Annotated in this window: 21 protein-coding genes; 8 read left to right on the forward strand and 13 right to left on the reverse strand. The window is 66.6% G+C overall.

From position 1 onward, the window contains the following. Positions 1-369 precede the first annotated feature (369 nt). The 7 genes from R4Z63_RS17450 to R4Z63_RS17480 all read right to left on the reverse strand — a co-directional run bounded on the left by R4Z63_RS17450 (position 370) and on the right by R4Z63_RS17480 (position 5,486). The gene (locus tag R4Z63_RS17450; RefSeq protein WP_384447331.1) at positions 370-1,113 is read right to left on the reverse strand and encodes a class I SAM-dependent methyltransferase; all 744 of its coding nucleotides are present in this window, start codon (positions 1,111-1,113) and stop codon (positions 370-372) included. A 20-nt stretch (positions 1,114-1,133) separates the two neighbouring features. After that, the gene (locus R4Z63_RS17455; protein ID WP_384447333.1) at positions 1,134-2,528 is read right to left on the reverse strand and encodes a hypothetical protein; all 1,395 of its coding nucleotides are present in this window, start codon (positions 2,526-2,528) and stop codon (positions 1,134-1,136) included. Further along, positions 2,528-3,295, reverse strand: a complete 768-nt coding sequence (locus R4Z63_RS17460; RefSeq protein WP_384447335.1) for a hypothetical protein — start codon at positions 3,293-3,295, stop codon at positions 2,528-2,530. The genes R4Z63_RS17455 and R4Z63_RS17460 overlap by 1 nt, the downstream gene beginning before the upstream one ends. A 37-nt stretch (positions 3,296-3,332) precedes the next feature. Beyond that, positions 3,333-3,911 (reverse strand): hypothetical protein, encoded by a 579-nt coding sequence (locus R4Z63_RS17465; RefSeq protein WP_384447337.1) that lies wholly within the window; start codon positions 3,909-3,911, stop codon positions 3,333-3,335. 147 nt (positions 3,912-4,058) lie between these two features. Continuing rightward, positions 4,059-4,358 carry a hypothetical protein gene (locus tag R4Z63_RS17470; protein ID WP_370413501.1) on the reverse strand — a complete coding sequence of 100 codons (300 nt, stop codon included), beginning with the start codon at positions 4,356-4,358 and terminating at the stop codon, positions 4,059-4,061. A gap of 73 nt (positions 4,359-4,431) precedes the next feature. After that, a complete protein-coding gene (locus tag R4Z63_RS17475; protein ID WP_384447339.1) occupies positions 4,432-4,941 on the reverse strand; it encodes a nucleoside-diphosphate kinase in 510 nt (169 codons plus the stop codon). A gap of 320 nt (positions 4,942-5,261) precedes the next feature. After that, positions 5,262-5,486, reverse strand: coding sequence for a hypothetical protein (locus tag R4Z63_RS17480; protein ID WP_384682762.1), 225 nt, complete (start codon positions 5,484-5,486; stop codon positions 5,262-5,264). Positions 5,487-5,754: 268 nt separating this feature from the next. Between R4Z63_RS17480 and R4Z63_RS17485 the strand changes: the two genes are divergently transcribed. The 5 genes from R4Z63_RS17485 to R4Z63_RS17505 all read left to right on the forward strand — a co-directional run bounded on the left by R4Z63_RS17485 (position 5,755) and on the right by R4Z63_RS17505 (position 14,134). After that, entirely contained in the window at positions 5,755-6,978 is a 1,224-nt protein-coding gene (locus tag R4Z63_RS17485) for a helix-turn-helix domain-containing protein (RefSeq protein WP_384447472.1), read from the forward strand. A gap of 10 nt (positions 6,979-6,988) precedes the next feature. Beyond that, a complete protein-coding gene (locus R4Z63_RS17490; RefSeq protein WP_384447344.1) occupies positions 6,989-7,501 on the forward strand; it encodes an NUDIX domain-containing protein in 513 nt (170 codons plus the stop codon). Between the two features lie 280 nt (positions 7,502-7,781). Continuing rightward, positions 7,782-9,761: a type I restriction-modification system subunit M gene (locus R4Z63_RS17495; RefSeq protein ID WP_384447346.1), complete on the forward strand. Its 1,980-nt coding sequence runs from the start codon at positions 7,782-7,784 to the stop codon at positions 9,759-9,761. Then, complete coding sequence (locus R4Z63_RS17500) at positions 9,758-11,029, forward strand: restriction endonuclease subunit S (RefSeq protein WP_384447348.1); 1,272 nt, start codon at positions 9,758-9,760, stop codon at positions 11,027-11,029. Before R4Z63_RS17495 ends, R4Z63_RS17500 begins: the two co-directional genes overlap by 4 nt. 6 nt (positions 11,030-11,035) lie before the next feature. Beyond that, the gene (locus R4Z63_RS17505; protein ID WP_384447350.1) at positions 11,036-14,134 is read left to right on the forward strand and encodes a type I restriction endonuclease subunit R; all 3,099 of its coding nucleotides are present in this window, start codon (positions 11,036-11,038) and stop codon (positions 14,132-14,134) included. Positions 14,135-14,340: 206 nt separating this feature from the next. Here R4Z63_RS17505 and R4Z63_RS17510 read toward each other — a convergent pair whose 3' ends face one another. The 4 genes from R4Z63_RS17510 to R4Z63_RS17525 form a co-directional block, all read right to left on the reverse strand. Further along, on the reverse strand, positions 14,341-16,527 hold the full coding sequence (locus R4Z63_RS17510; RefSeq protein ID WP_384447352.1) for an AIPR family protein: 2,187 nt from the start codon (positions 16,525-16,527) through the stop codon (positions 14,341-14,343). Positions 16,528-16,950: 423 nt separating this feature from the next. Beyond that, the gene (locus R4Z63_RS17515; protein WP_037921063.1) at positions 16,951-18,687 is read right to left on the reverse strand and encodes a type IV secretory system conjugative DNA transfer family protein; all 1,737 of its coding nucleotides are present in this window, start codon (positions 18,685-18,687) and stop codon (positions 16,951-16,953) included. Positions 18,688-18,792: 105 nt separating this feature from the next. Next, on the reverse strand, positions 18,793-20,889 hold the full coding sequence (locus tag R4Z63_RS17520) for a peptidoglycan DD-metalloendopeptidase family protein (protein WP_384447354.1): 2,097 nt from the start codon (positions 20,887-20,889) through the stop codon (positions 18,793-18,795). A 6-nt stretch (positions 20,890-20,895) separates the two neighbouring features. After that, on the reverse strand, positions 20,896-21,585 hold the full coding sequence (locus R4Z63_RS17525) for a hypothetical protein (RefSeq protein ID WP_384447356.1): 690 nt from the start codon (positions 21,583-21,585) through the stop codon (positions 20,896-20,898). Positions 21,586-21,852: 267 nt separating this feature from the next. On the opposite strand from R4Z63_RS17525, the gene R4Z63_RS17530 reads away from it, so the two are divergent. From R4Z63_RS17530 to R4Z63_RS17540, 3 genes are read left to right on the forward strand one after another with little or no spacing between them, the layout of a single operon-like run. Next, on the forward strand, positions 21,853-22,485 hold the full coding sequence (locus R4Z63_RS17530) for a hypothetical protein (protein WP_384447358.1): 633 nt from the start codon (positions 21,853-21,855) through the stop codon (positions 22,483-22,485). After that, the gene (locus R4Z63_RS17535) at positions 22,482-23,570 is read left to right on the forward strand and encodes a hypothetical protein (RefSeq protein WP_384447360.1); all 1,089 of its coding nucleotides are present in this window, start codon (positions 22,482-22,484) and stop codon (positions 23,568-23,570) included. Before R4Z63_RS17530 ends, R4Z63_RS17535 begins: the two co-directional genes overlap by 4 nt. 28 nt (positions 23,571-23,598) lie before the next feature. Continuing rightward, the gene (locus R4Z63_RS17540; RefSeq protein ID WP_037921074.1) at positions 23,599-23,982 is read left to right on the forward strand and encodes a DUF4913 domain-containing protein; all 384 of its coding nucleotides are present in this window, start codon (positions 23,599-23,601) and stop codon (positions 23,980-23,982) included. Between the two features lie 46 nt (positions 23,983-24,028). Here the strand turns inward: R4Z63_RS17540 and R4Z63_RS17545 are convergent, their stop codons facing one another. Together R4Z63_RS17545 and R4Z63_RS17550 are read right to left on the reverse strand one after the other, a co-directional pair. Further along, positions 24,029-25,042, reverse strand: a complete 1,014-nt coding sequence (locus R4Z63_RS17545; RefSeq protein WP_384447363.1) for a hypothetical protein — start codon at positions 25,040-25,042, stop codon at positions 24,029-24,031. Next, positions 25,039-25,662 carry a hypothetical protein gene (locus R4Z63_RS17550; protein WP_384447365.1) on the reverse strand — a complete coding sequence of 208 codons (624 nt, stop codon included), beginning with the start codon at positions 25,660-25,662 and terminating at the stop codon, positions 25,039-25,041. The genes R4Z63_RS17545 and R4Z63_RS17550 overlap by 4 nt, the downstream gene beginning before the upstream one ends. Positions 25,663-25,699: the final 37 nt, after the last annotated feature.

Consider the following 25,699-nt stretch of genomic DNA (forward strand, 5'->3'; position numbering starts at 1 on the left):
CAGCCCTCCAGGGGCGTCGTCATGATCCCTTGGGAGTGCGGGCGAGAAGGGAACTCGCGGTACCACCGCACTTTCGCCGCCACCCGAGGGCAGCAGCCTCATTCAGCCCTGTGACGGGGGCGAACCGGCGGGGCATTGGGCCGAGCGGCCGTTCCTCCCCGCGCTCAGGAGGGTCTTCACCTCGGGCGCGAGTCCGCCTTCCCAGCTACCGGCGGCTCTCTCTGCTCGCGTGATCTTCGGCTACTCGTCTCCGTCGACGCGTTGGGCAAGAGGGTAGGAAGCGGGCGCGATACCCGCAACGCAATAGGTGCGTGCTCCGGCCTCGCTGGGCTGCCTGAGGTGGAAGCCCAGCGAGGTTGCGCCAGCCGGCTACTTGGTCGCGACGACGTAGACGCTCGCCCACTGCCGCTTGGGGTTGGCCATGCGCGGGTCGAAGTCCCAAGGCTCGACCGTGGCGAAGCCGGCCTCAGTGAACAGTTGGCTGAGCTTCTCGAAGTCGTACGCCCAGTAGTGCGGGTTGTACGTGGGGTCGTCGTCCTGGTCGCGGAAGACGTAGTTGATCAGGTCGAGGTAGGTGTTGATGTCCTTGCGGCAGGCCCGCTTGGCGTACCAGCGGGAGATCATCTCCTCGGCCTGCTGGGGTCCGGCCGGGTACGTGCCGAGCACGAAGGCCGCGTCCGGAACCCCGGTGATGAGACGGCCGCCGGGGGCGAGGCCGCGGTGGGCCTCGCGGGCGTACTGCTTGGCGGACACCGGGTAGTCGATGTGCTCCAGGAAGTGCTCGGAGAACAGCACCTCCACCGAGTCGTCCTGGAACGGGATCCCCTCCCGGACGTCCCAGAGCAGGTCGGCGGGCGGCACGGCGTCGATGTTGAAGAAGCCGTCGATACGGTGGGATCCACCGCCGACCTGGACCTTCTTCGGCGCGGAGTCGAGCCGGCCCGACGGGAACGCCTTCTGGCTGGCGCGGTGGTAGCGGCTGAGTTCGATCTCCTTGGCCGCGGCGCGGAGGGTGCGCGCGAGGCCATGGGTGGTGGCCGGGTCGGCGAGGAGGGCGATGATCTGTTCGCCGAGGAGATCGATGGAGGAGCCGTCCGTACGGTGGGCATTCATCAGCCTTGCGTCCTCTCGCGTCAGGTCGTGGCAGGGGTGGGTGAGGTCCACTGGTTGTTGCGCATGAGCGTGTACTTGATGTCGACCAGGCGCGGGGCGATGGTCAGCGTCAGTCCCTCGGTGGGATGAAGCCGGCCGTTGTCGTCCTGCTCGGCGCGCCAGACGCGGTAGTCGAGATCGGGGTACGCGGGGTTGATGCCGATCTCGCCCTTGGGGATCGTGCCGTTGAAGGGCGCGATGATGTCCATGTGGTTCCAGTAATTCCATGCCTGGAGCGCCTTGTGCTGGTCGAAGTAGAAGTAGAAGTCCGGGTACCGGCCGAAGGTCCGCAGCTCGCGGTGGATCAGGTGCCCGAGGAGCGGGCCGAGCTGGGTGGAGAGGCTGTCGAACTCCCAGCGGGTGTGGTGCCAGGCCTCCGGGACCTGGCCGGGCGTGAACAGCCGGGCCGCGACGAGGTGGCTGATCCGCTCGGTGAGGTAGGCACGGGCGTGGGCCGCGTCGAGGCCGGGGTCGATCCGGGAGAGGAGCGCGCCCAGCTCGTCAGGGGAGGGCCGGAACTTCGCGAGATCGAACTTGCCTGCCATGTGGGGGAAGGACGCGAAGAGCATGTCCTTGTATAGCCAGTTGTCGAACTCTCCGAGCTCGGCCCGTTCCCTGGTCTGGGGCGTGGTGGAGTGCAGCATCAGGTACTCCGCCAGGGCCTCGAAGTACACGTACCCGAGGATGGGCAGTCGGGGGATCGTCTCGTCCAGCAGCCGCAGGAACGTAGCGGGCTGGACGACGGCGCCCTGGTAGGCGACGGCAGCTGCCAGGGCGAGGAAGGCAGTGGAGTTCTTGATCCTGCTGACGATGGTCTCGCGCAGCTGGTGCCGCTCGGTCTTGGAGAGCAGGTACTCCAGGCGGGAGTAGATCTGGAGGTGGATCGAGCCTAGGCGGAGGTAGTCCACGCCTGCCAGTCCGCGGTACGCCTGGGGCGGCAGACTAATCTCGAAGATCAGCGGAGTCGGCACGCGCTGGGGTACACCAGCCTTCGCCACGAAGGCCGGCGCCTCCCTGGTGAGCACGTACTCGGCGAGGTTGTGCATCCGGTACCCGCGCTCGGTCGGAGTGAGGGGCGCGCAGTACACGCTGCCGACCAGGCAGCCACCGGAGGGGTAGAGCGAGCCGTGCTCGCTGATCTGCTCCAGGGCGTGCGTGACGTGCAGCAGATGCAGTTTGCCGTCCCCGCCCAGGGCCCGGAACAGGGCGTTGTCCCGGAGCAGCCGGCCGTTGGGTGTCTCGGCCACGAGCCTGCTCTCCCACGCGGAGGTCTGCTCGGCGAGTGGATCCTGGCCGTCCACAGCGCTGGGGATGAGGGTCGTGTCGAAGAAGGCGTGGGCGTCGGCCCACTGCTGGTAGGCGTCGAGGAAGTCCATCAGCCGGTCAGCTCCAGCTGCTCGAGTCCTGCGAGGACCGCCTCCGCGCTGGTCGCCCCGGCCAGCCACGCGGTCTCCGACCGGACGACGAGCTCGAAGGCGGTCGTACGTAAGCCGCTGAAGCCTTCGGACCGGACTTGGGCGGGGTCCGGCCACCAGCGCAGCTTCGGCAGCCGGTAGCGGTCCAGGGCGTCCGCGGCCTTGAGGAGGTCGCAGACGTCCTCGGCGCGGGCGTGATCTGCCTGATCGTCCTCGGAGAAGGCGTCGTACGGCAGGTCGTGCAGCCGCACGGCCGTCGCGGCAGTCGTGATCCGGCTGGGCGTCGCCACGAGCCCGAAGTGGTTCCAGACGATGTCGGCGTTGTCCGTGAGCCAGATGGCGGCACGCGCCCCATGGCCCCGGTCGTCCTTGTCATGGAGGCGCCGGCAGTCGTGCACGGCGGCGGCCAGGACCAGCGTCGCGGTGTCGTCGTCGCTGAGCCCTGCCGCCTCCGCGAGCAATGCGGCCAGAGCGGCGGTGCGCATCGCATGCCGGATCCCGTGGAGGGAGTCCAGGCACTTCGCCTCGGCCAGCCACCCGGAAGGGATGGCCGAGCGGGAAAGGAGCCTCTGCGAAGTCGCTCGCAGCCGGGGAGGCGGGCCGTCCGAGAGGACCGGCCGGTTGGCGGCGATCCAGCGGACGGTGGCGGGATCGGTGAACTGGTGGTGCGGTAGCTGCTTACGTGCAGCCAGCTCGACCAGACTGTCGGCCGGCGAAGTCGTGCTCATCGGGCCCACCCCCTCGGTGGTCTGCGACAGCGGATGCCTAGCTGACAGTCGCGGCCTGGGCCGCCTTGCGGGCCTGCTCGGCGGCCTCGAATGCGGCCGTGAACTCGGCGAGCTCCTCCTCGGTCATGAGGTGCACGCCCAGCTCGTCGGCCACGGCGCCGATGCGGGCGACGGCCTCGTCTCGCGCGGTGGCACTGGCCTCGTCGTCGAGCAGCACCTCGAACTCGGCGTGGTGCCCCCAGGCGTCGCTCCACTTCACGGCGATCTCGACACCGCGGAAGCGGAAGTTGTGGCGCTGGTTGAACGCCTGGTGCATGGTGTCCTCGAAGCCGAGGGCGTTGAAGATCCGCACGGCGGCCGGAACGTCCTCGCGGCCGATGGCGAACTCGGTCTCCGGGAAAGCGGCGCCCTGGCCGATCTTGCTGGCCTTGAGGGTGACCTTCGCGGAGCCAGCCGCGATGTTGTCCGTGACCTTCAGCAGCTGGTCGGGCAGCACGTAGAAGTGGATGTTCTTGTCGTCACAGCCGAGGTCCTCGGCCTCCCGTGTCAGACGCTCGACGAGCTGCTCGTGCGCGTCCTTGTCGAAGCGGGCGCGCATCTCGATCTCGATGGCCACAGTGGCTCCCTTACGGAATCGGGCATGGGTGATCCGCCCGAGCCAGGCGAAGCGGGGCTGGCTCAGTTCAGTGCGGTGTGTGATTGATCAAGCGTCCGGGCGGTGCGGTACGCGGGTGCGCGCCGCACCGTCCGGCGGGGATGAGCGTCAGGCGAGCTCGCCGAAGCGGTCACGCACGACACCCTCGTGCAGGTAGTTCGGGAGCGGCACGCCACCGACGGACACGCGCTTGGTGGCGACGTGCTCCTCAGTCTCGTCCGGGAAGCCCTCCAGCAGCTGGAGGCACTGCGCCACCCACTCGCGGGACTTCTCCCAGTCGCCGGTGTCACGGCTGCGGACGGCGAGCGCGAAGGCGGTCTCGGCCGCGGCCCATCGGTCGGTGGGCAGCTCCTGCTGGAAGATGTTCTCCAGCTCGGCCAGGGAAGCGACGCGGGTCGGGTTGGTCATGACGTCTTCTCTCCTACGTTGGTGCCTGGTGGTGTTCAACGCGTCGACAGCCGATTGGTGACATCGGTAGGGCTCAGTACGTGAAGATCTCCGCGAGGGTCCGGTAGTCGTGCAGCTCGTCCTTGTCGAACCACAGCTCCAGCTCCTGATCGGCCTCGGCTTTGTTGCCGGAGGCGTGCACCAGGTTCGCGACGGCCTTGCCGGAGGCCACGCTGGCGCCCCGGCTGTAGTGCGAGAAGTCGCCGCGAACCGTGCCGGCGGGGGCCTCGTTCGGGTACGTGCTGCCGACGATCTTGCGTACGGTGGCGACGGCGTCGAAGCCCTCCAGCACGAGAGCGATCACCGGGCCCTGCTGCATGAACGTGGAGGTGAGGTTGTAGACGTCGGCGCCGAGCCGCTCCTCCAGGTCGAAGTAGTGGCGCCGGGTGAATTCGGCGTCCATCTGCTTCATCTTGATGCCGACGATCTTCAGTGCTGCGTCCTCGAACCGGGCGATGATCTTTCCGGCGTATCCGCGGACCATCGCGTCGGGCTTGAGAAGGACGAGCGTGCGCTCCACGGTGTTTTCCTGATCCTGGGCCATCGGTTCCCTTTCAGCTTTCAGGCAAGCCATATGACGGGCGCTCGGCGCCTCGCCCGCCTGAGGTTACCGGCGTCGAAACCCCCTTCTGTGCCAGTTAGTTGACAGATGTAAGGCTTATCGGCCAAGTGGCCGAGACTGTCGTCCGACGAGGGCCCAGTGCAGCTGCTCCAGGCGGAAAACGCACTTCCTGCATGCGTGGATCTCGACCTCGACGTCGCCCGCGGCGATGGATCCGATGACGGTCACCTCGACGTCGAGCCGTTCGCAGCGGAAACAGCTTCCAGCCGCCCACTCGAACCGCTGCCACAGCTGCTGAGGCTTCACGCGGCCGGCTGGCCGCGGGCCGGCCGAAGGCCGTCGATCGGCGCCGTCCACTCCTTTCCGCCGCCCTCCGGCCGCAGCCAGGCACTCGTGGGCGGACTCTCGGAGTAGTAAGGCCACGGCTGCACCTCACCCCGGCGGCCCGTGCCCGTGTCGATCACCAGTGCGCGGACCGTGAGCCACTCCGGCAGCGAACTCCAGCCGGCCGCGGCTTCGACGGTCACGGGGCGCTGCGATGCGGCCTGGATCGCTCGTTCGGAGTCTTTCGGTGCGGGCTTCATGGCTGGGCCATCTCCGATCTCTCTGCCTGAAGAAGACGGGCGGAACGGACGAGCGTCGTTAGCCAAAGCCAGTTGATGCAGGACGACTTGTGCGCATCTCCCAGCGGTGTTCTCGGTCTGCTGCGACAGTAGCCAGGGCTTCCGGCGGTACCCCGGAAAAACCTTCCGGGGTGTACTTCGGCCACGAGGTGATGATCAGGACATGCGAGGTATGACAGAGAACCTGACCATCGGCGAGCGCGTCGCCTGGTACCGGCGTCGGCGCGGCCTCTCACAAGAGGTTCTGGCCGGCCTTGTCGGACGTACCACGGACTGGCTGAGCAAAGCGGAGAACAACCGGATCGAGCTCGATCGCCTCACGGTGATCACCTCACTCGCCGACGCCCTCGACGTCTCCCTCGGAGACCTGCTTGCCGAGCCGGCCCTCATGGAGTGGTCGGCCGACAGCGGTCACCGCACGGTTCCCGCGCTGCGGGAAACGCTCATGGACTACAAGCAGCTCGCCCCTTTACTCGGCGCCGCCAGCGACGAGGAACCACCTGCCCTGCAGGATCTCCGAGGCAGCGTGGCCGACGTGCTCGATGCCTACCAGGCGTCGCGGTACGGCTTCGCCACCCGACGTCTTCCCCTTGTCCTGGCCGATGCCCTCGCCGCGTCCCGCGCCTACTCGGCGCACGAGGCTGAGGAGGCCCACGCCCTGCTCGCCCTCGCCTACCACGGGGCGGCCATGGTGCTGGGCAAGGTCGGGGAGTCCGAGCTGGCATGGATCGCCGCGGACCGCGGTCTGGCCGCAGCGCAGCACAGCGGCCGCAGTGAAGTCACGGGATCGCTCTTCCGGGCGGTCACCCACTGCCTCCTGGCCACCGGCCGCTTCACAGCCGCGGTCCAGCTGGTGAACGACGCGGCCTCCGTCATGCAGCCGGAGCTGGGCAACGCCAACGACGAGTACCTCTCGGTGTACGGCACGCTGTTCCTCACCGGCGCCATGGCCGCCGCACGGGCAGAAGACCGGGCGACCACGCAGACCTTCCTCCGCGAGGCAAACGAGGCGGCGCAACGACTCGGCGCCGACGCCAATCACATGTGGACGGCCTTCGGCCCGACCAACGTGGCCATCCACTGCGTGGCCACCGCCGGCGAGCTCGGCGACATCCAGATTGCTGCGGACCTGGGCTCACGGATCGACACGACCGCTCTGCCCGTGGAGCGGCGCGTACGGCACAGCCTCGAAGTCGCCAGGGCGCTGAGCTCCTGGAACCGCACCGACGAAGCCCTGGCCGTCCTGCTGGAAGCGGAACAGGCCGCCCCCGAGCAGGTGCGGCACCACTACCTGAGCCGGGAACTGGTCATCGGATGGATACGCGGCACAAGGGGTCGGCCTGCCCATCCTGTGGCAGACCTGGCCCGCAGACTGGGCGTCGTCGCGGGCGGCTAGAGTCCGATCCGTGAGCGAGAACGAGCACGAAGCGAAGATGGCCCGCCCCCGCATGGCAGCCGGCGCTCTCTTCTTCGACGAAGAAGATCGAGTCCTCCTCGTCGAGCCGTCCTACAAGGACTACCGCGACATCCCCGGCGGCTACGTCGAGGAGGGGGAGTCGCCCCGGCAAGCCTGCGTGCGCGAGATCCAGGAGGAACTTGGCATCGCACCGCACATCGGCCGCCTCCTCGTCGTCGACTGGGCACCGAACCCCGGCGAGGGAGACAAGGTCCTCTACCTCTTCGATGGCGGCCACCTGAGCACCGACGACTGCCGGAAGATCGCTCTGCAAGCGGATGAGCTCCGCGGCTACGACTTCCACGACGCCGACCAGGTGCCGGACCTCACAATCCCCCGCCTCGCGCGCCGCATCGCTGCTGGCATCAAAGCCCGAGGGAGGGGTCTGACTGCCTACCTGGAGCACGGCGAGACGCCAGCGACGGGGTCAGGCCAGTCAGATCCGCGAGCGATCAAAGTGTGATTCGCGGCGCCGCGCTATAGGGGCTGGCTGCCTCGTTTGCGGCACCGTCGTAAGGTGCCTCGGCCAGCCATGTACGCCCTCGATGTGACTTCCTTCACGTCGAGGGAGTGCCAGGTGCGTACTCAACTCGAATGTACCTTTCGCCCAAACCGGACTATATCGCCCAAGTGGCCTCGATCCCGTCGATGGCACCATCTACATTTTTGACCGTGAGCTGGCACCTCACTGATCAGCCCTCAGTGGGCGCCCCCTGTGCATTCGCGCCCGGAAGGAAACGCAAGTGGTCGACCTGAAGAAGGACGTCTGGGCAATCGCCGACACCCTGCGCGGCGTCTATGCCCGCAATGAGGCCGGTGACGTCATCCTGCCCATGACGATCCTGCGCCGCTTGGAGTGCGTGATGGCGCCCCAGCGCGCCCGGGTCGCTGAGCTCATTGCCACTCAGTCGAACGAGACTGTGCGCGTTAAGATGATCAAGTCTGTCACCGGTGGCGTGAAGTTCTACAACACGACCGAACACACCCTGGCCTCGGTATACGACTCCGGCAAGGACATGGTCGATGACCTGTTGGAATACGTGTACGGGTTCAGTAAAGACATCGACGTTTTCACGAACTTCGACTTGCCTCGGCACATCGACCGGATGAAGAAGGGCGGCATCCTCCCCACGATCGTCCGCCAGTTCCGCGACCTCGATCTGTCCCCCGATGCCGTGCCGAACTCCAAGATGGGCGAGCTGTTCGAGCATCTCATCTACATGGACTTCGAGTCCTCCAACGCCGAGTCCGGCGATCATTACACTCCACGCGACGCTATCAACCTGCTGGTCGACCTGCTCTTTGCCGAGGATGACGACGGCCTGTCCGGCGAAGCGATCCGCAGTATCTATGACCCCACCGTCGGTACCGGGGGCATGCTCAGCGTGGCAGAGGAACACCTGCACCGCATGAATCCTGACGCCGAGCTCGTCTTGTACGGGCAGGAGCTGCGTCCCGAGTCCTACGCCCTGTGCCGTTCCGACTTGCTGGCCAAGGGGCAGAACCCCCAGAACATCGTGTTGGGCAACACCCTTGTCAAGGACAAGTTCCCGGACGATACGTTCAACTACATTCTGTCCAACCCGCCGTACGGCGTGGACTGGAAGAACGATGCCGAGGTTGTGGAACAGGAGCACAAGAGGGGCTTCGCTGGTCGCTTCGGCGCCGGCCTTCCCCCCACTTCGGACGGGGCCCTGCTTTTCGTGCAACATGCCATCGCCAAGATGAACCCGGCCGACAGCGAGGACGGCGGTGCTCGAGCCGGCATCGTCCTTAACGGCTCGCCACTGTTCTCCGGTGCCGCTGGGTCCGGCTCTAGCGAGATCCGCGGGTGGCTGCTAGAGAACGATCTGATCGAAGCCATCGTGGCGCTGCCGAACGACATGTTCTACAACACTGGCATCGCTACCTATCTGTGGATCTTCGACAATGCCAAGCGCCCCGAGCGTAAGGGCAAGGTACAGCTTGTCGATGCGACTGCGCTGGGCGTCAAGATGCGTAAGTCCGTTGGCTCTAAGCGAGTTGAAGTTGGGGATGTCGCTCGCGAGAGGGTGCTGCAACAGTATGCGGACATGGAGTCCTCGGACACATCCAAGATCTTCGACAATCTAGACTTCGCCTTCTGGCAGATCACGGTCGAGCGGCCCCTTCGTCTGAACTTCGAGACCACACCCGAACGTGTTGCCCTGGTTGCTGAGCACAAGACCCTCGGCAAGATCGACGGCCTCATCGATTCCCTGAAGTCTTTCAACGGGGGCCAGTACCTCAACCGCGAGGACTTCCTCAATGACCTGGGCAAGCACTTCGGTTCCTGCGGAATTGGCCTGACCTCCGCGCAGCGCAAGGCGCTGTGGCAGACCCTCGGCGAGCGCGACGAGAATGCCGAGATCTGCCGTGTCCAGTCCGGCAAGAACAAGGGTGAGCCGGAGCCTGACATCTCCCTTCGTGACTCTGAGATCGTTCCCTTCGGCTGGGGTGGGCACCCCAAGGGCCATGACGCTAAGGACGCCACCACCAAGGCGTACTTCACGAAGGAGGTCAAGCCACACTTCGATGACGCTTGGGTTGACTACTCCAAGACCAAGGTGGGCTACGAGATCCCCTTCCCTCGCCACTTCTACAAGTACGTTCCCCCGCGAAGCCTTTCTGAGATCGACGCTGACCTCGAGGATTCCCTGCAGGAGATCCTCGGCCTGCTTCGCAAGGTGGAGGAGAGCAAGTGAGCACCCCCCTTCCTTGGGGAGACACCAATCCGCCATGGGCAATCGGTCAGGTTAAGCATCTGGGTAGCGTCACTCTGGGCAAGATGCTGCAGACAAAAGACACTGGCCAGGATGTCCTTGCTGCGTACATGAGGGCGGCCAACGTCCAGCCTGATGGTGTCCTCGCGTTGGATGACGTCAAGGAAATGTGGTTCTCACCCCGAGAGCTGCGCGACCTCACCCTCCGCCAGGGCGACGTGGTCGTGGTCGAGGGTGGACAGGGTGGCTTCGGACGTGCCGCGTACATCCGTGGAGACCTCGATGGGTGGGGGTTCCAGAACTCGATTAACCGCATCCGGTCGAACGGGGATAACGATGGACGATTTCTCGCCTACTATCTGATCGCCCTCCGTGCTACTGGATTCATTCGGAGATACTGCAACGTCGTCTCCATGCCGCATCTGACGGCCGAGAAGCTGGCCGCTATTCCGATACCGCTTCCCTCCGGTCCAGAGCAACGCTTCATTGCTGATCATCTGGATCGTGAGACAGGAGAGATTGACAGTCTCATTGCTGCGCAGGACCGGTTCGTTGGACTGCTGCAGGAACGACGCCAAGCTGTCGTGGAGCATGAGCTTGCAGGGGTCGTGCCAGCGGTGCCTGGTACACGGCTGAAGCACCTGGTGCAGTCCATTCGGCAGGGCTGGAGCCCGCAGTGCCTTCCGTGGCCTGGTGATGGTATCCAGACCTGGGCAGTTCTGAAGGCAGGGGCAGCCAACCGTGGGGTCTTCCGCCCGGAGGAAAACAAGGAACTGCCAGAAGATCTGGTGCCGCGACCGTCGACCGTTGTGCGGCGTGGCGATCTCGTGGTCTCGCGAGCTAACACTCGCGACCTAGTCGGTAGCGCAGCAGTGGTATCCGGGGATTATCCGCGGCTGATGCTAAGCGACAAGCTTTACGCCCTTGCCCTTGACGGGTCCAAGGCTTTGCCGCGTTATGTCGCCTATCTGATGGCTAGCCGGCGAATCAGGGACTTGATCGAGATGAATGCTACTGGCGCGAGCTCATCGATGCTGAACATCACAAGGGATGAAATTGTAAATCTCCCAATGGATGTTCCCGAGATCGCTGAACAGTGTCGCGTCCTCAAACGCCTGGACGCTGAAATTGCAGACATCGACACTTTGATCGCAAAGACGCAGCGGCACATCGAACTCGCCAGGGAGCGTCGTAGGGCGCTCATCACGGCGGCCGTGACCGGCCAGATGGACATCCCGATGGAGGTTTGAGCGTTGGTGGACCTGACGTACGAGTCGGAGTTCGAGAAGCGCATCTGTGAGTACTTGGCTGCCAGCGGGTGGCTGTATTCGCCCAACGGCGAGGGGTACGACGCCGAACGTGCCCTGTTTCCGGATGATGTCGTCGGGTGGTTTCAGGACCAGGACCCGCAGGCGTGGCAGCGTGGCATCGGTTCTGGCCCGCGGGCCCAAGAGGCAGAACAGGCGTTGCTGGACCTGATCGTGCAGTTGCGCTCGACGCCGCTCGACAACAGAGGTGGCGGCCCGGGCGGGACCCTCCAGCTGCTGCGATCGGACGTCCCAGTTGGGCTGCGCGACGAACTGAAGATGGTGCAGTGGCGGCCCTCCGACCCTACGAACGCCACCCGCGTGGCCGCTTACGACAAGGTGCGCCTGCGGATCATGCGGCAAGTGCACTACTCCCGGCAGAAGCCACACGACAGCATCGACCTGATCGCGTTCGTCAACGGCATCCCTGTGGCCACGTTCGAGTTGAAGACCAACTTCAAGCAGTCGATCGACGCTGCAGTCAAGCAGTACGCCCAGGATCGCCATCCCAAGGGAGAGCCACTGCTGGCCTTCGGTACCGGAGCGCTCGTGCACTTCGTGGTCACCGAGTCTGAGGTTCGGATGACGACCCACCTCGAGGGTGAGAACACCCACTTCCTCCCATTCAACATGGGCAGCGACGGGGGAGCGGGCAACCCAGTCAACGAGGACGGGCCGGCCACCGCGTACTTGTGGGAGCAGGTCATGGCCCGTGACACCTGGCTGGAGATCCTCGGGTCCATGCTGTTCGTGGACGTCAAGGCCGTCACGAACGCGATCACACGTGAGCGCAAGACGTCAACCAGTGTGATCTTCCCGCGCTTCCACCAGTGGAAGGCCGTCTCGCGGATGATCGACCAGATCGCAACTGAAGGCGTGGGTGGCCGTTTCTTGATCCAACACTCGGCAGGATCGGGCAAGACGAACACCATCGGATGGACAGCGCACCACCTGTCGAACCTGCACGATCAAACCGGCCGCAAGACGTTCGACACGGTCCTAGTGATCACAGATCGCACGGTGCTGGATGACCAGATGCAGCGGGCGATCTTGCAGATCGAAGGCAAGCCTGACTACGTCTACAACGTCGACAAGAAGGCCCGCACCGGCGAAGGCTCCAAGTCCCGTGCGCTGCTCAAGGCCCTACAGGACCGCCGCCGCATCGTCGTGGTGACCATCCAGACCTTTCCAGCTGTACTCAAGCTCCTCTCCGAGGAGGATTCGCTGACTGGCCACCGTTTCGCGGTCATCGCGGACGAGGCGCACTCTTCTCAGGCCGGCGCAACGGCCAAGAAGGTTCGTCAGGTGTTGCGTTCCGGTGGGCAGGAATTGGACGAGGGTGTGGAGGTGGACGCCGAGGACACGATCAACGCACTGGCCGACATGCCGACTCCAAACGTGTCGTTCTTTGCGTTCACCGCTACCCCGAAGGCCAAGACCATCGAGCTGTTCGGGCGCCGCGTAACGCCTGAGGCGAAGCCGTCCGCGTTCGACGTCTACTCGATGAAGCAGGCCATCCAGGAGGGCTTCATCCTGGATGTTCTGCCGCGTTACCAGAGCTATGGGACCGTCTACCAGATCGCCGAGGCGATCAAGAAGAACGGGGTCAACGTCTCCGTCGACGAGGAGGACAACCTCGTCGACGAGACCGCCGCAGCCAAGGCCCTCAAGCGTTTCGTGCGGCTGCACCCGACGAACATCGCTCAGAAGGTCGAGATCATCGTCGAGCACTTCCGGGCCAACGTGGCCGGCCTGCTGGGCGGCCATGCCAAGGCTATGATCGTCACTTCCGAGCGCAAGCACGCGCTGCGGTACAAGTTGGCGATCGACAAGCACATCAAGTCCAAGGGCTATGACCTGGGTACCTTGGTCGCGTTCTCCGGCACCCTCGATGACCCGGAGTACGGCATCCACGATGAGGTCTCCGAGGCCAAGATGAATCCGGGTGCCGGCCCGGACCTGGCCGAGGCGTTCGCCGAGCCGAACTACCGCGTGATGATAGCCGCGGACAAATTCCAGACGGGGTTTGACCAGCCACTGCTGTGCGCGATGTATGTCGACAAGCGTCTGGACGGCATCCAGGCAGTGCAGACGCTCTCACGCCTAAACCGCACCTTCCGGTCTGGCGGCATGGTCAAGGACCGGGTGTTCATCCTGGACTTCACGAACGAGCCCAAGGACATCCAGGCAGCGTTCGCGCAGTTCTACGAAGAGGCCGAAATCGAGACCGAGACCGACCCCAATCAGCTGCATGTGTTGGCGATGGGGCTGCGAACCTTCGGCATCTTCGATGCCCAGGACGTGACTCAGTTCGTCCAGGGCGCCCAACGCGGTGATCGCAACGAGATCACCGCAGCAATGAGCCGGGCGCAGAACCGGTTCGCCCAGGCATGGGCTCAGGCCCAAGCCGACGAGGCTACGCAGGCCGTGGAACGGCTCGAGCAGTTTCGCAAGAACACCTCCTCGTTCGTGCGCCTGTACGACTTCCTGTCCCAGGTATACGACTACTCCGGCTCACCGCTGGAAGACCTCTGCGCCTTCTGTCGGGAGCTTGCCCAGTGGATCAAGGCCGAGCGAGCCCATGACGAGGTTGATATCTCCAGCGCCCGACTGGTCGCGATCGAGCAGAAGGACAAGGGGACCACGAACGCTTCGGTCACCAGGAAGGGCGGCAACCTTACAGGCCCCAGCGCGCTGGGTACGGCCAGGGTCAAGGACCCCAAGATGGTCCCGCTGCTGGAAGTTATCGACACCCTAAACAACCTGTTTGACGACCTGTCGGAATCTGCGGTCGCTGGACTGATGGCCCTGGTGATCAATGCTGCGAAGTCCGATGAGGTTCTGAGGTCGCGGGCCTTGGAAAACAGCCTGGAGAACTTCCTGAAGTCCGAGAAGGTCCGCGATCGAGTCCTGGACATGCTGCTCGCTGCTCCCGGGGAGCTGGGCAAGGTCGTGGCTGAGGTAGTCGGCGATGGTAAGGGCCTGGACAGCATCATCGCTGGCGCATTCCACGGTGTGCGACTGGATGTCGAGGCTGAGTCCAGCTGATGGCCAGGGAAGTGCCGGGTGTCTCAAACCGGCGGTGCCGACAAGTTGGACCACCCCTGGTGGTGGGAGGCAATCCCTGCTGCTGAGCAGGTGGGAGTTGCTGGCCGGCGAAGCCGGACGCGTGAGTGGTGAGTGGGCGGACAGGGCTCCACGAGGGCTGGCTCGGCAAGCCGGCCAGCCCTCGTGGAGCCCACGGGTGAAGGGAATCACTCCAAATTCCGGTCCTCCATCCCGTCCCCGGCAGCAATCCGCCGCCAGAGTCGCTCAGCGATCTCTACGAGTGTCCCCTCGCTCGGTACCCGCCACTGCTTGGGTCCCTGGACAGCGCTCCACTGCTCCTTCCAATCGGCTTCGTTCCAAATATGGGAGACCAGCCCAGTCGGCGAGTAGCGTCGGCCGTCGGCCTCCCAGAGGATCGGAGTTTTCCGGTCGTTCACCCAGCTGGCTCGACGTCGCCGAGGGTCTGCGTCGAGCCAGCTGCCGATGGCTAGCTCCTCCGCGGCGCTAGGTGCATATTCGAGGGGGGTGCTGTCCTTAATTGCTTCGTAGTCGACGAGCAATCGAACCGTCTGGGGTCGTCGCTGTCGGCTCTGTACAGCACCCTCCAGGAGGGCCTTCCGTTTCATGGGGGATTCTGGTCCGGTTCCGCCCTCAAGCATGCTGAGGACAGCGGCAACGAGCTGTGCACAGCGTTCCTGGCTGGCGAAGGTGCTGGTCACGTAACTCTTGCTCGTAAAGAGGGTGTCGACCATGCTGATCAGGCAGACCAGTACGGCAAGGACCTGTTCTGGCACCCCGGCAAGGACGTCATTCCATTCGCCATCTGACTCGTCGAGGCTGCCCCTGCCGATGCGTTGGAAGACCATGTGGGCAACAAGAAGTGCGCCGTTGTCTGCCACTGCGGCGGGGCGGCCAGCGAGCTTGGTCCGCAGCTCTGTCAATTGGTCACGCACGATCCGGAATACTTGGACGGCGCGCCAGATCTGCTGGGCGCCCGGCTGCTGCCCGAACAACCGGGTATAAGCCCCGCCTGGCCCCTCGATCCAAAGTGCGTTTGTGGAGCCCTTGACCCGCACAGCAAGTGACGAGTCCCTGTGCATACAGGCGAGAGCCATGGCGGCCTCTGTGACTGAGCAACCCGACTCAGGAGCAGGATCCAACTCGCCCCGTCGGAATACGTATTCCTTGTCCAGCGAGAGGCGGAAATCTTTCTGGATTTCACTTTGGACTGCATCGATTGCGATGAAATCCCGTCGCTCCATGTGATTTTGCGTATTCGTGGCTTTGGTGATGGAACGTCCGAAGCCCTCAGGTGCACCCTCCAGGGAGATGATGCGCACCAGGATGTAGGCTTCTGCGACCGCCTCGGGGTTGATCTCGTTCGCGCGGAACGCTGAGGTGACTGTCTGCGCGCCGTTGACCACGCTGGCGTTGGTCAGGGTTAGGGTGGTCGGCTGGCCTACTGCTCGCTTGGAGTGGTATTCCTGCTCGATCCGGTCGCACTGCACTGTGATGCCGTTGTGTCGATATAGGAACCCTTCGGGGTCCTCCAACATAGAGTCCACCATTGTTTGGTTGACGCCAGTGAGCCCCAAAGAGCGGCGGACATTTCGATCGTATAGGCGTTCGCCGTGTCCCTTTTCGTGCCCTTCGCCATCGCTTTTTCCGCCGTACCAACTCGCCAGCTGATCAGCGCTGACCTCGCCGATTACCGCCTTGAACGGGGTTTCGCGGGTGTACCATTCCCGATCCATGGTCGCCCTGAGCGTGATCGGCTGCGGCTCGAGGTCCTCTCGGATCGCCCGATGGAAGTCTCTCTGATCCACAACCTGGTACTCGACAGTGCGCCCGAGTCCACCGAATTCTTGAGCAGCCTCGTCAAGGATATTGCGAGTTTCGATGGAGAGCCGACCATCGCCCATGAGTGCCACAACCAGGTTGACCTTGCAGGTTGGGAGCCTTAGGACACCGTGTACACGATCCGCCAGTAGCTGCAATCGCTCGTTGAAATGATCGAGATCCCGATTGTCGAATTTCTTCAGGCCGTGTACTAGTTTAAGGGCGGCTTCTGTGTCGAACCCGGCCGTCCCTTTATCCTTCCATTTGGCCTGGATTAGCCAGAGTTCGGAGCCTGAGGCGGAGAATGCGACGCAATCGATTCCGAAATCGTCTCGGCCGTCGATTACTCCAGCTGCCGCCTCATCTGAGTTGCAGTCCGCGAGAATTCGGGCCGCCTTGGCCGACACCGCCCGTGACAATAGTGCTGTCTCGTGCTCCTTAGGGTCCTTCTTTTCGAAATCGTCCATGGAGATCCGGTGTTGAAATTCTCGAAGCAAGGCACTCCTGATGTGCTGCACTTCCAGAGGCATGCCGCCCTGCCCGCCTTTGTTCACCAACGCTCCCAACAGCCGCTCTGTGCAAGGCTGTTCAGCCTAGCTTTGAGAGGTGCGCTACGTCACACTTTGCGAGATGCGGTCTGGGTGCCGACGGTGTCGCACGCCGGAAGCTCCTTGCGGCGATCTGCGTGAGCGGTGCGTGAGCGGACTGGGTGGGACAGGGTGGATTGGGCGGCACGTGGGTTGCGGGGCGTAGGTCTCTGACCTGTGGAAACGGGATTCTGCGGCATCGTCCGGCACCAGCCGGGATGATCTTGTGGGGCCTCGTAATGCGTAGGTCTCGGGTTCGAATCCCGAAGGCGGCTCAGACAGACCCCAGGCTGGAGAAAATCCGGCCTGGGGTTTTCTGTTGCCCCGAGGGTACGGCGTGAACGAAGAGGAGCCCCGGGAAGGAATCCCGGGGCTGCGGTGTGGGTGGGTTCAGGCGCGGGCGCCCGGGTCGTGGCGGGTCAGGGAGGCCTTCACCTGGGCGGCGTACGGGCCCTGCCACCACGGGATCGTCTCGACCAGCACCGGCTTGATGCCGGAGGCCAGGACGAGGGCCCGGCCGGGCGGCATCGCGCCCAGGTCGGAGACCTTCAGGACGCGGTCGCGGCGTACCGACTCGTTCAGGGTGCGATGGCCCGACCAGCCGCCCGTCTCCGAGGCGCGGGACGTGGTGAACTCGCGCAGCTCGTACTCGCCGGCCAGCTCCGAGAGGTCGCCGAGGAAGCGGGTGTCCGAGACGCCGCCGCCGTACACGCGGACGTTCGCGGCCGACCAGAGCTTCTCCATGCCGCGCTCGCCCCACACCTCGATGCCCTGGGCCCAGGACTGGAGGATCGTCATCAGGATGATGCCGCGCGATCCGTAGTGCGAGTAGAGGTCGGGCAGGGCGCGCCAGCGGCAGACGTTCGCGGCCTCGTCGAGGACCCCCACCAGCGGGCGGGACAGCCGGCCGCCGCGCTGCGTGGTGGCGTACTCCTCGGCGGCCTCGACGACCGCCACGGTCAGAGCGGTCACCAGCGGGCCGGCGGAGTCAGTGCCCTCGCGGGAGAGCGAGTACAGGGTGGAGTCGGCGCGGACGAACTCGCGCGGGTCGAACTCCGGGCGGTCGTCCGTCGCGGAGAGCGGCGTCACCCACTTGTTGACCTCGGGGTTGATCAGGCAGGACGCCATCTGCTGGGCGACGCCGTAGATGCCGCTGCGCTGCTTGTCCGGGGCGGTGATGACGCCGGAGAGGGCGTCGGCCGGCATCAGGTGTCCGGCCCCGCGCAGGATGCGCTCGGGGGTGTCGTCCTTCGGGTTGGACAGCCAGGTGTAGATCTGGGTGATGGAGGCTTTGGCGGTGGCCGCCGCCAGCAGGAGGTTGGCGAGGAGGTCCTGTCCGGCGGGGTCGAAGAACGCGTCCGTGGAGGCGTCGGCGTCCCGCGAGCCCGACGCGAAGTGGTCGGCCAGCTTGCGGGCCTTGGCGACGTCGGTCACGTACGACAGCGGGTTCCACCACCAGGTGGGCGGCTCCTGCGCCACCTGCTGGGGGTCGAAGACCCAGACCTGGCCGCGGGCCTGGCGCGGGCCCCGGGTGGCGTCGACGATGTCGCGCTTGTTGGAGGTGACGAGTACGGAGCCCGGGGCGTCGAGGATCGCGGGGATGGCGCGCCGGGTCGTCTTGCCCGTACGGGGACCCCAGATGTCGACGTGCATGTCCTCGAAGGAGCCGAACAGGGGCTGGCGCCCGTGCAGCGAGCGGCCGATGAAGACGCCCGGGGAGCCGCTGTCCACACCGAGGCGTTCGGCGGTCGCGGCGGCACCCTTCATCGTGAGCTTGCCGAGCTCCTCGCCCTTGGCGAGGTGCTGGGCGGCGCCGTCGACGTCGGGCTTGTTGCGCAGGCGCTGGCGCAGCCGATAGGCGGCGGTCACGGCTCCGGCGAGCAGCAGGACCTCGGCGGCCGCGATGGCGTTCGCCGCTCCGTGCGGCCAGGAGTAGTCACCCATGACCAGGGAGACGGCGAACGAGAACGGGTTGCCCGGCGGCGCCGGGTGGTCGCCGAAGGACGAACCGAGGCGCGCGGCGAGCCACGCACCGCACAGAAGCGCCAGGAGGCCTCCGACGAGGCAGGCGATCTCGATCGTCCAGTCCTCGTCGGCGCGGGGCTTCTTCTGCTGGGGTGAGGCCATGGTCAGGACTTTCCTTCCGCTGGAGCGGATCTGGCACGGAAGAGGTATCCGTTCCGTTGCTGCTGAGGGGTCGTGCGGCGCGCCGGTTCCGGCCGGTGCGGTCCGCTACGCGTGTTCGCCGCCGCTCTCGACGGGGTTGGTGCCCGCCGGGATCGGCACCCGGTACACGCCGGTGATCTGACCCTGCACGTCCCAGGTGCTGAACTCGACGTTCTTGCCCACGCGCGGGGCGTGCAGGATCTTCTTGCCGGCCGGGTCCCACACGACCGCGACGTGCTCGGAACCGCTCGGGCCGGGCCGGAAGAAGATGAGGTCCCCGGGCTGCGCCTGACTCAGGTCGATCTTCGACGCGCGGAGGTTCTTCTCCTGGGTGTAGGTGACCGTACCGATGTCGATCTTTCCGCCGCTGGCCTGGTAGTACATCCACTGCGTGAAGCTGGAGCAGTCGAAGGAGACCGGGTTGTTGCCCTGGAGCCGGGGCGCGCCCCACACGTACGGGCGGCCGATGCCCCGCTGGGCCCAGCGGAGCGCGGACCGGACGACCGGGTCGTCGGCACCCGGCAGGACGCCGGTGACGCCCGCGCCGTCCGGGGGCACCGCGGTGCCCTTGCCGTCCTTGGCGCACGAGGCGTACGTGGCGTCCTTGGCCGTGTCGCCGCCGCCCCCGGGCACGGTGCCGTAGTCCGGGGTGGCCGAGACCTTGCCCTGCAGCCAGCCCTCCGGGTCGATCATGCCGGGGCCGTTGTCCTGGCCGGGGACGAAGGGGTTGTCGACACCGGGGACGCGGACCTCCCAGTGCAGGTGCGGGCCACTGGAGTTGCCCGTGCTGCCGACGGTGCCGATCTGGTCGCCGCGCTTGACGGAGGCGCCCTGGGACACCATCGCCTTGGTCTGGTGCGCGTACAGGGTGACGACGCCGCCCGCGTGCTCGATGTGGGTCTCGTTGCCGTACGAGCCGCCGCTGGTCACCTTGATGACCTTGCCGTCGGCGGGGGCGTAGATGGGGGTGCCGGAGGTCGCCCGCAGGTCGAGGCCGGTGTGGTAGCCGAGGCTCCAACTGGAACCGTTGGCGTGGTACTTGGTGCCGACGGTGTACGTGCCCTCCTTCAGCGGCCACTGCCAGTTCTTGCCGTCCTGGCTCGGCGGCGCGGCCGGCTTGATCATCGGGCGGGAGAAGGCGACGGTCTCGATCCGGGCGCCCGGGTCCGCGGACACCCGGCTGCCCGGGTCCGCGGCGGCGCGGGTGGTGGCCGCGGCGTCTCCCGGGTAGGGCGGCGTGGACCAGGAGCGGGGCGAGGCCGACGTGATGCTCAGGGCCTCGGTCGGCTGCGCGTCGTTGCCGACGGGGGCGGGGATGTCCGACTGCTGGCCCAGGGTGGGGAAGTTCGGGTTCTTCTCGACGGTCGCCTTCAGGTGGGCGTACCACCCCTCGATCAGGCTCTTCTCGCCGGTGAGGTTGCCGCGGTAGCGGGCCGCCTGGGTGAGGACCACACGGGGGTAGACGGTGTTGCTCTCCAGCGAGCCGGAGTAGCGCAGCAGGGCCTTCCAGGGCTGCGTCTCGGCCTTCAGGGCGTGGAGGAAGTTCGCGGCGGCGTAGGCCGCGTCGTCGATGTTGTAGAGGTCCTTCTTGCCGTCGCCGTTGCCGTCGTCGCCGTAGTCCTTCCAGGCGGGAGGGCCGAACTGCAGCAGGCCCATGTAGCCCGCGCTGTTCTTGCCCCCGGGGGCCGCGGACGGGTCCTGGCCGTACTTCGTCTCCTGGTACATCTGGCCGGCGATGAGCGTCCAGTCCAGCCCCTCGTAGCGGGCGGCGGCGCGCATCGCCGCGAGGATCATCCGCGGGGGTATCTCGTTGCGGGCCGTCTCACTGGGCAGGTAGATCGTGCCCGCGGGCATGATCGGATTGGTGGCCGCCTGGTCACCGGTGTTGCCGTGGCCCGCGTTCTCGGCGTAGTTGCCGCAGGCCGCCTGCGCGGCGCCGCTGCCGAGACCACCGACGAGCGCGCCGATCAGCATCAGGGCGATGAGCCCGGCGCCGCCGATCGGCAGCAGTCCGCCGAGGCCGGCGAGCAGCAGCATCTTGCCGTTGTTCTTCTTCTTGCCGCCGCCCCCGCCCTGGCCGCCGGCCATCTGGGCGGCCATCTTGGCCGTCTTGGCGACCTTGGCGGCCTTCGACGCGGCCGCGAGTACGGCAGGAGCCACCATCGGGTATCAGTTCCCTGCCTTCTCGTCCGCGCCCACGTTGCCCAGGCCTTGCAGGTCGAAGCCCGACACCTTCCACGAGCCGGCGTCCTTACGGGCGCTGACCAGCCAGGAGTTGGTCTCCGTGAGGGTCTGCTTGCCGTTCTCGGAGCGCACGGAGGTCAGCGAGACCACGCTGGAGACCAGGCTGCCGCCGCCGTTGACCAGGTCCTGGGCGATCATGCCGTCGCGCACCACGCTCGCCTTGCCGGTGGAGGAGCAGCGGGCGACCTGGCAGGTGTCCCAGGCCTTGCCCGTGGGGAGGGCGGTGAGGCCCTTCATCCGCTCGTCCGAGACCGTGAGGTCGAGCAGGGGCTTGGACCAGGCGGCGCTCTGGTCGGTGTACGTGTACGTGCTCAGGCCGGCCATGTAGGCGGCCATCGCCCGGTGGGCTTCGGCCAGTTCCGCCGGCTGGACGATGGGCGGCACGGAGTCGGCGCCGTTCGCGCCGGCCTGCTGGCCCGCACCACCGTTCGCGCCGTCGGCCGCGGAGGCGCCCTTGCCCTGAGCGGAGGCCGAGGGTGCCTTGCCGGCCGCGGAGGCGTCCGCGTCGTCCTCGCCGTCGAAGACGAGGAGGACGACCAGGGAGGCGATCAGCAGAACTCCCAGTACCGCCAGGGCAAGTGCCGCGCTTCGCTTGTTCTCGGCAGGTGACTCCACCGTCCCGGGCCTCCCTCAGTCAGGTCGCCCGGACACGGTAGGGGGAGGGACGACGGAAGACGCAGGCCTTTTCCCCGCGAGGAAAACCGAGGAAAGAGCGAGGAAAGGCCGGGCCCCGGCAGGGGATCGCACCTGCGAAGCCAGTGCAAAGAATGCGTGAAGGTGGGGCGGGAACCCTCACGGCTTCTGCCCGTCCGGGGCCTCGGTGCTCCGGAGGTACGGTCGAGCACCCACGTTGAGACGCCGACGCCGACGAAGGGGACGAGGATGCTGACCGAGGAGACCGGCCGGACACCGCAGGACATGGCCGCCGAACTGGCGAACATGAAGGCCGTGGACGACTGGCCGTCGGTGTGGTCGGGGTCGCCGCAGGGCGGATCCACGGAATTCGCCGAGTGGTGTGACCGCAATGGCTGGGACCCTTTGACCTTCGACCGGCAGCTGCGGGTGAGGACAACGGGCGGGGGCAGGTGGACGTTCTTCGACCGGGCAGGCATGGGGGGGCCGCTGATTGCGCTGGAGCACTACGCGTACCAGTTGAAGGCCGAGACCGCTGCGGAGAACGGTGAGGTGTTCTCGGCCGTCGAAGCGAGCTGGCCCTCCTTCCTCCAGGTGGCGCAGGGCGTGCTGGGCTTGCCCACCTGGACGGGATCCTGGGACGCCTCGGACTTCCCGGAACCGCCGCGCCACTGGTACTGGAACGGCCGTGACGAGCGGATGCTGAACCGCGAGCCCTATCGCTTCGCCTACTGGGCGCCGGCGGGTGCGGTGCCGGGAGAGCCGTACTTCGTGCTGTCCCAGACGGTCAGTTTCCCCACCTGGACCGCGGACACGCCGGGTGGCACGGCCGTCTCGCTCGAGGTCTTTCCGCCGGCCGAGTTCACTGCGAGGGCTCGGTGACGGAGTTCCTTCGCCCGACACAAGCAGAGATCGACCGCGCCATGGAGCCGGAGGAGGCGTACTACGAGCACCGCCCCCTCGCCCCGGACAAGGTCGCGCAGGCCGTCGACCGTCTGTACCGGGACTGGCAGGCGGCGGGCGGCAAGGACATGTTCCCCGACGTGCTCGCCTACAGCACCCACGTCGCACTGACGGAGTCGCCCACCGCAGCGGACCGGGGAGAGGTGCGTGCGCTCTGGTCCTGGCGTTCCCAGCCGGAGGGAGCGCCGCGCGAGGTGGGGCACCGCTTCCTCGCCCAGGCGTGCGGTGAGAGCCGGGGCTACCAGGTGCTGGAGGACTCGCCGGTGGGTCGCAAGCTCGAGTCGTACGAGCTGTGGGACCGGAACGTACAGCAGGCCTTGGTCAGACGGTTCAACTTGACGGAGCAGGCCGTCCAGGACGCTCCGGCCGGGATCTGGGAGGCCGCCTCGGGGCAGTACGCCAAAGCGGCCGAGGGACAGGTCGCCGTCTTCGCGGCCGAGATCGGCGCCGGGTCCATCCTGGGGGAGACGGAGATGCCGAAGGTTGTCGGGCCCGAGGGCGTGGGGAAGGACGCGGTGGGATTCCCCATCGAGTTCCCGCGTCAGGCGCACCTTCCGGCAGAGATGTACGACCTGATGGCGGACCCGGCCGTCCGCTGTGACCTCCGCATGGAGGACTACGCCGTGAAGGGTACGACCCCCTTACTCTTCGCGGCCAGGCTCGCTGCGATCGAGGTGCCGGAGCACCAGCGGGAGGCGCGTGCCGCGGCCGTCGCCCGGCTTTCGTCGGCGGCCAGTTACGCGGAGCTGGCAGAGGAAGGGACGGCCCGCGAGGAGTCCGACACGGCGGTCGGGGAACCGGAGGCCGGGCGGACGGTGGCGGAGCCGAACGGAGCCCAGAGGCCCGAAGCCAGTGTGCCTACCCCGGCCAACGGCTTCCTCCCCGGCGTGAGCATCCCCCGCGCCATCAAGGTGCCGGCCCCCCGAGCGGTGAGCGCGAGCACGCACGGTGTGATCAACCCCGTGATCGAGGCCGCCCCCAAGTCCGCCGGGATGGAACACTGACCGGCGACGCACCCGAGGAAGAGACCCCATGAGCACGACGCCTGCAGAACGGCCGGACAGTGGCGGGGAAGTTCCCCTCCACTTCCCCGACGTCTTCGCCTTCGTTTCCGAGTACCTCGCCCCGATGGTCCGCCGGCGGCTGAACGGATCCTCCGCCACCTGGTGTCCTCGCTGGTGGGAGCACCCCGAGGCGGGTGCCCGGCTCTCCGGGCTCTGGCTCGCCTGGGAGCACCTCCGGCACGACACCGCCCTCGGCATGTCGACCTGGTGGCTCCACCATGCCGACCCGCACCTGCGCGTGCTCATGGACACGGACCTGGGTCCGTTCGCGGCGTGTTCGCCCAAGGTCGGCGGGCATACGGCCTATCCGTTCGACCCGCTCCCGCTGGAGGAGTACGAGCCGGAGGCGTAGGCCGGTCCCGCCGAACGGCCGTGGTGGCGCCGCCCGGTGCGACCGGTCAGTGCTCGACGCCGGCGGGCTTCGGGGCGAGCTGCGGGGTCGGCGGCACATGCGCCCCCGCCCCGTGGCCGGTGGGGACGCCGCGGGCCGCGGGGACGATGCTGTGCCCCACGTTCATCCCGGGCAGGAAGGAGTCGGTCAGGGCGGCCTTCGGGCCGGGCTCGGGGGTCTCCTGCACCAGGTCCGGGTAGGCGGCGGCCTGGGACAGCCGTTCCACGATCGCCGCGCGGGCTTCCTTCTGGTCCTCGGGGACGTCGATGGCCTCCAGCTTGGCGGCGAAGTCCCGCGGGGACGCGTCGGGGTGGTAGTCCTCCATGACCAGCTGGCACCTGACGGGGTCGTTGGTGATGAAGGCGTCGATGTCCGCCGGCAGGTGCTCGTGTCGGGGCAGCGGCGTGGCGAACTTGATGCCGTCCTTGCCCACTGCCGCGTTCCGCAGGAGCTCCGGGACCTCGGTCTTGCCGAGCACCGAACCCTTGGTGATATCGGCCGCGAAGGCGACCACCGTGCCCGTCGTCGCCTCGGCGTATCGCTCCGAGAGGCGGTCCCACGCCGTGCCGTGAACGGCGTCCAGGTCCTCCGGTTCGAAGTCGAAGTGCTGGGCGAGTGAGTCCACCACCTTCACGTTGCTTAGGCAGTACGCATTGAGCAGGTGGCCGGCCGGGGTGTCCTCCAGTACCTGGAGACCACGTGATTCCCCGCACGCCCGGGCCAGGAAGCGGTTGGGCACCGGTTCGTCCACACCGTCCAGCTGCGACACGTACGACCAGAACGCGCGGTCTGGACCCCGCCCTTCATTGGTGACGGACTCGGTCTCCGCCAGATTCGCGATGTACGCCAGGAGACCCGGTCCCTTCTCACCCTCGGGGACCGTGGCCAGGTAGTCCTGGTGGATCCGGAGCGCCAGCCGGTTGCCATCCTCCATTTCGGTGGGCTCCGCGTCGGCCTGCGCCTGCGCGAGGACGAAGGCCCGGGCTATTTCTTCCGGGGTGGGTGGGGCATCGGGTCTCACCTGAGCCTCCGCGAGCCTTCAGGGGCGTGGACGGTCAGCCGGATACGGGAGCCGCCGGGGGTGTCGGCGGTCCACGCCGCGAACGACACGGACTGCACGAGCACGATCACCGCCTGGCCGGGGTGCTCGCCCGTCGGCTCCCAGAAGGCCATCCGGTAGGGGGTGCGGGTCTCGAGGCGGTAGTCGCGGCTCTCCCAGAGCCCCTTCTCCGGCGGCTCCGGGAAGTCCGGCGCGTCCCAGGGGCCGTTCCACGCCGCGGGCCCCAGTACGCTTTCGGCCGCCCGGAGGAAGGCGGGCCACTCGTCCGCGGCCCCGGCCAGCAGGGCGGGGTTCTCGGACGGTTCGTCCGCCCCGAGCCGCCACGCCCAGTGGGTCAGGCGGAAGACGGGGGTCCAGTTGCCGTTCGACTCGAAGGTCCACCTGCCGCCGGAGCGGCTGTGCACGACGAGGTTGCGCTCCACGTTCTGCGGTTCCCAGGCGTAGCGTTCGCACCACCTGCGGAACTCCGGGGAGCCGCCCTGCGGTGGTCCCGCCCAGACCGAGGCCCAGTCGATCCCGCGCAGGCCCGCCAGTTCGGCGGCCAGGTCCTGGGCCGTGCGGCCCGATGTTTCCTTCAGCATTGTGCAGGCTCCTCGCTCGGTGTCCGTGGGGCATCGT

The organism is Streptomyces sp. PL-29, from assembly GCF_058344425.1.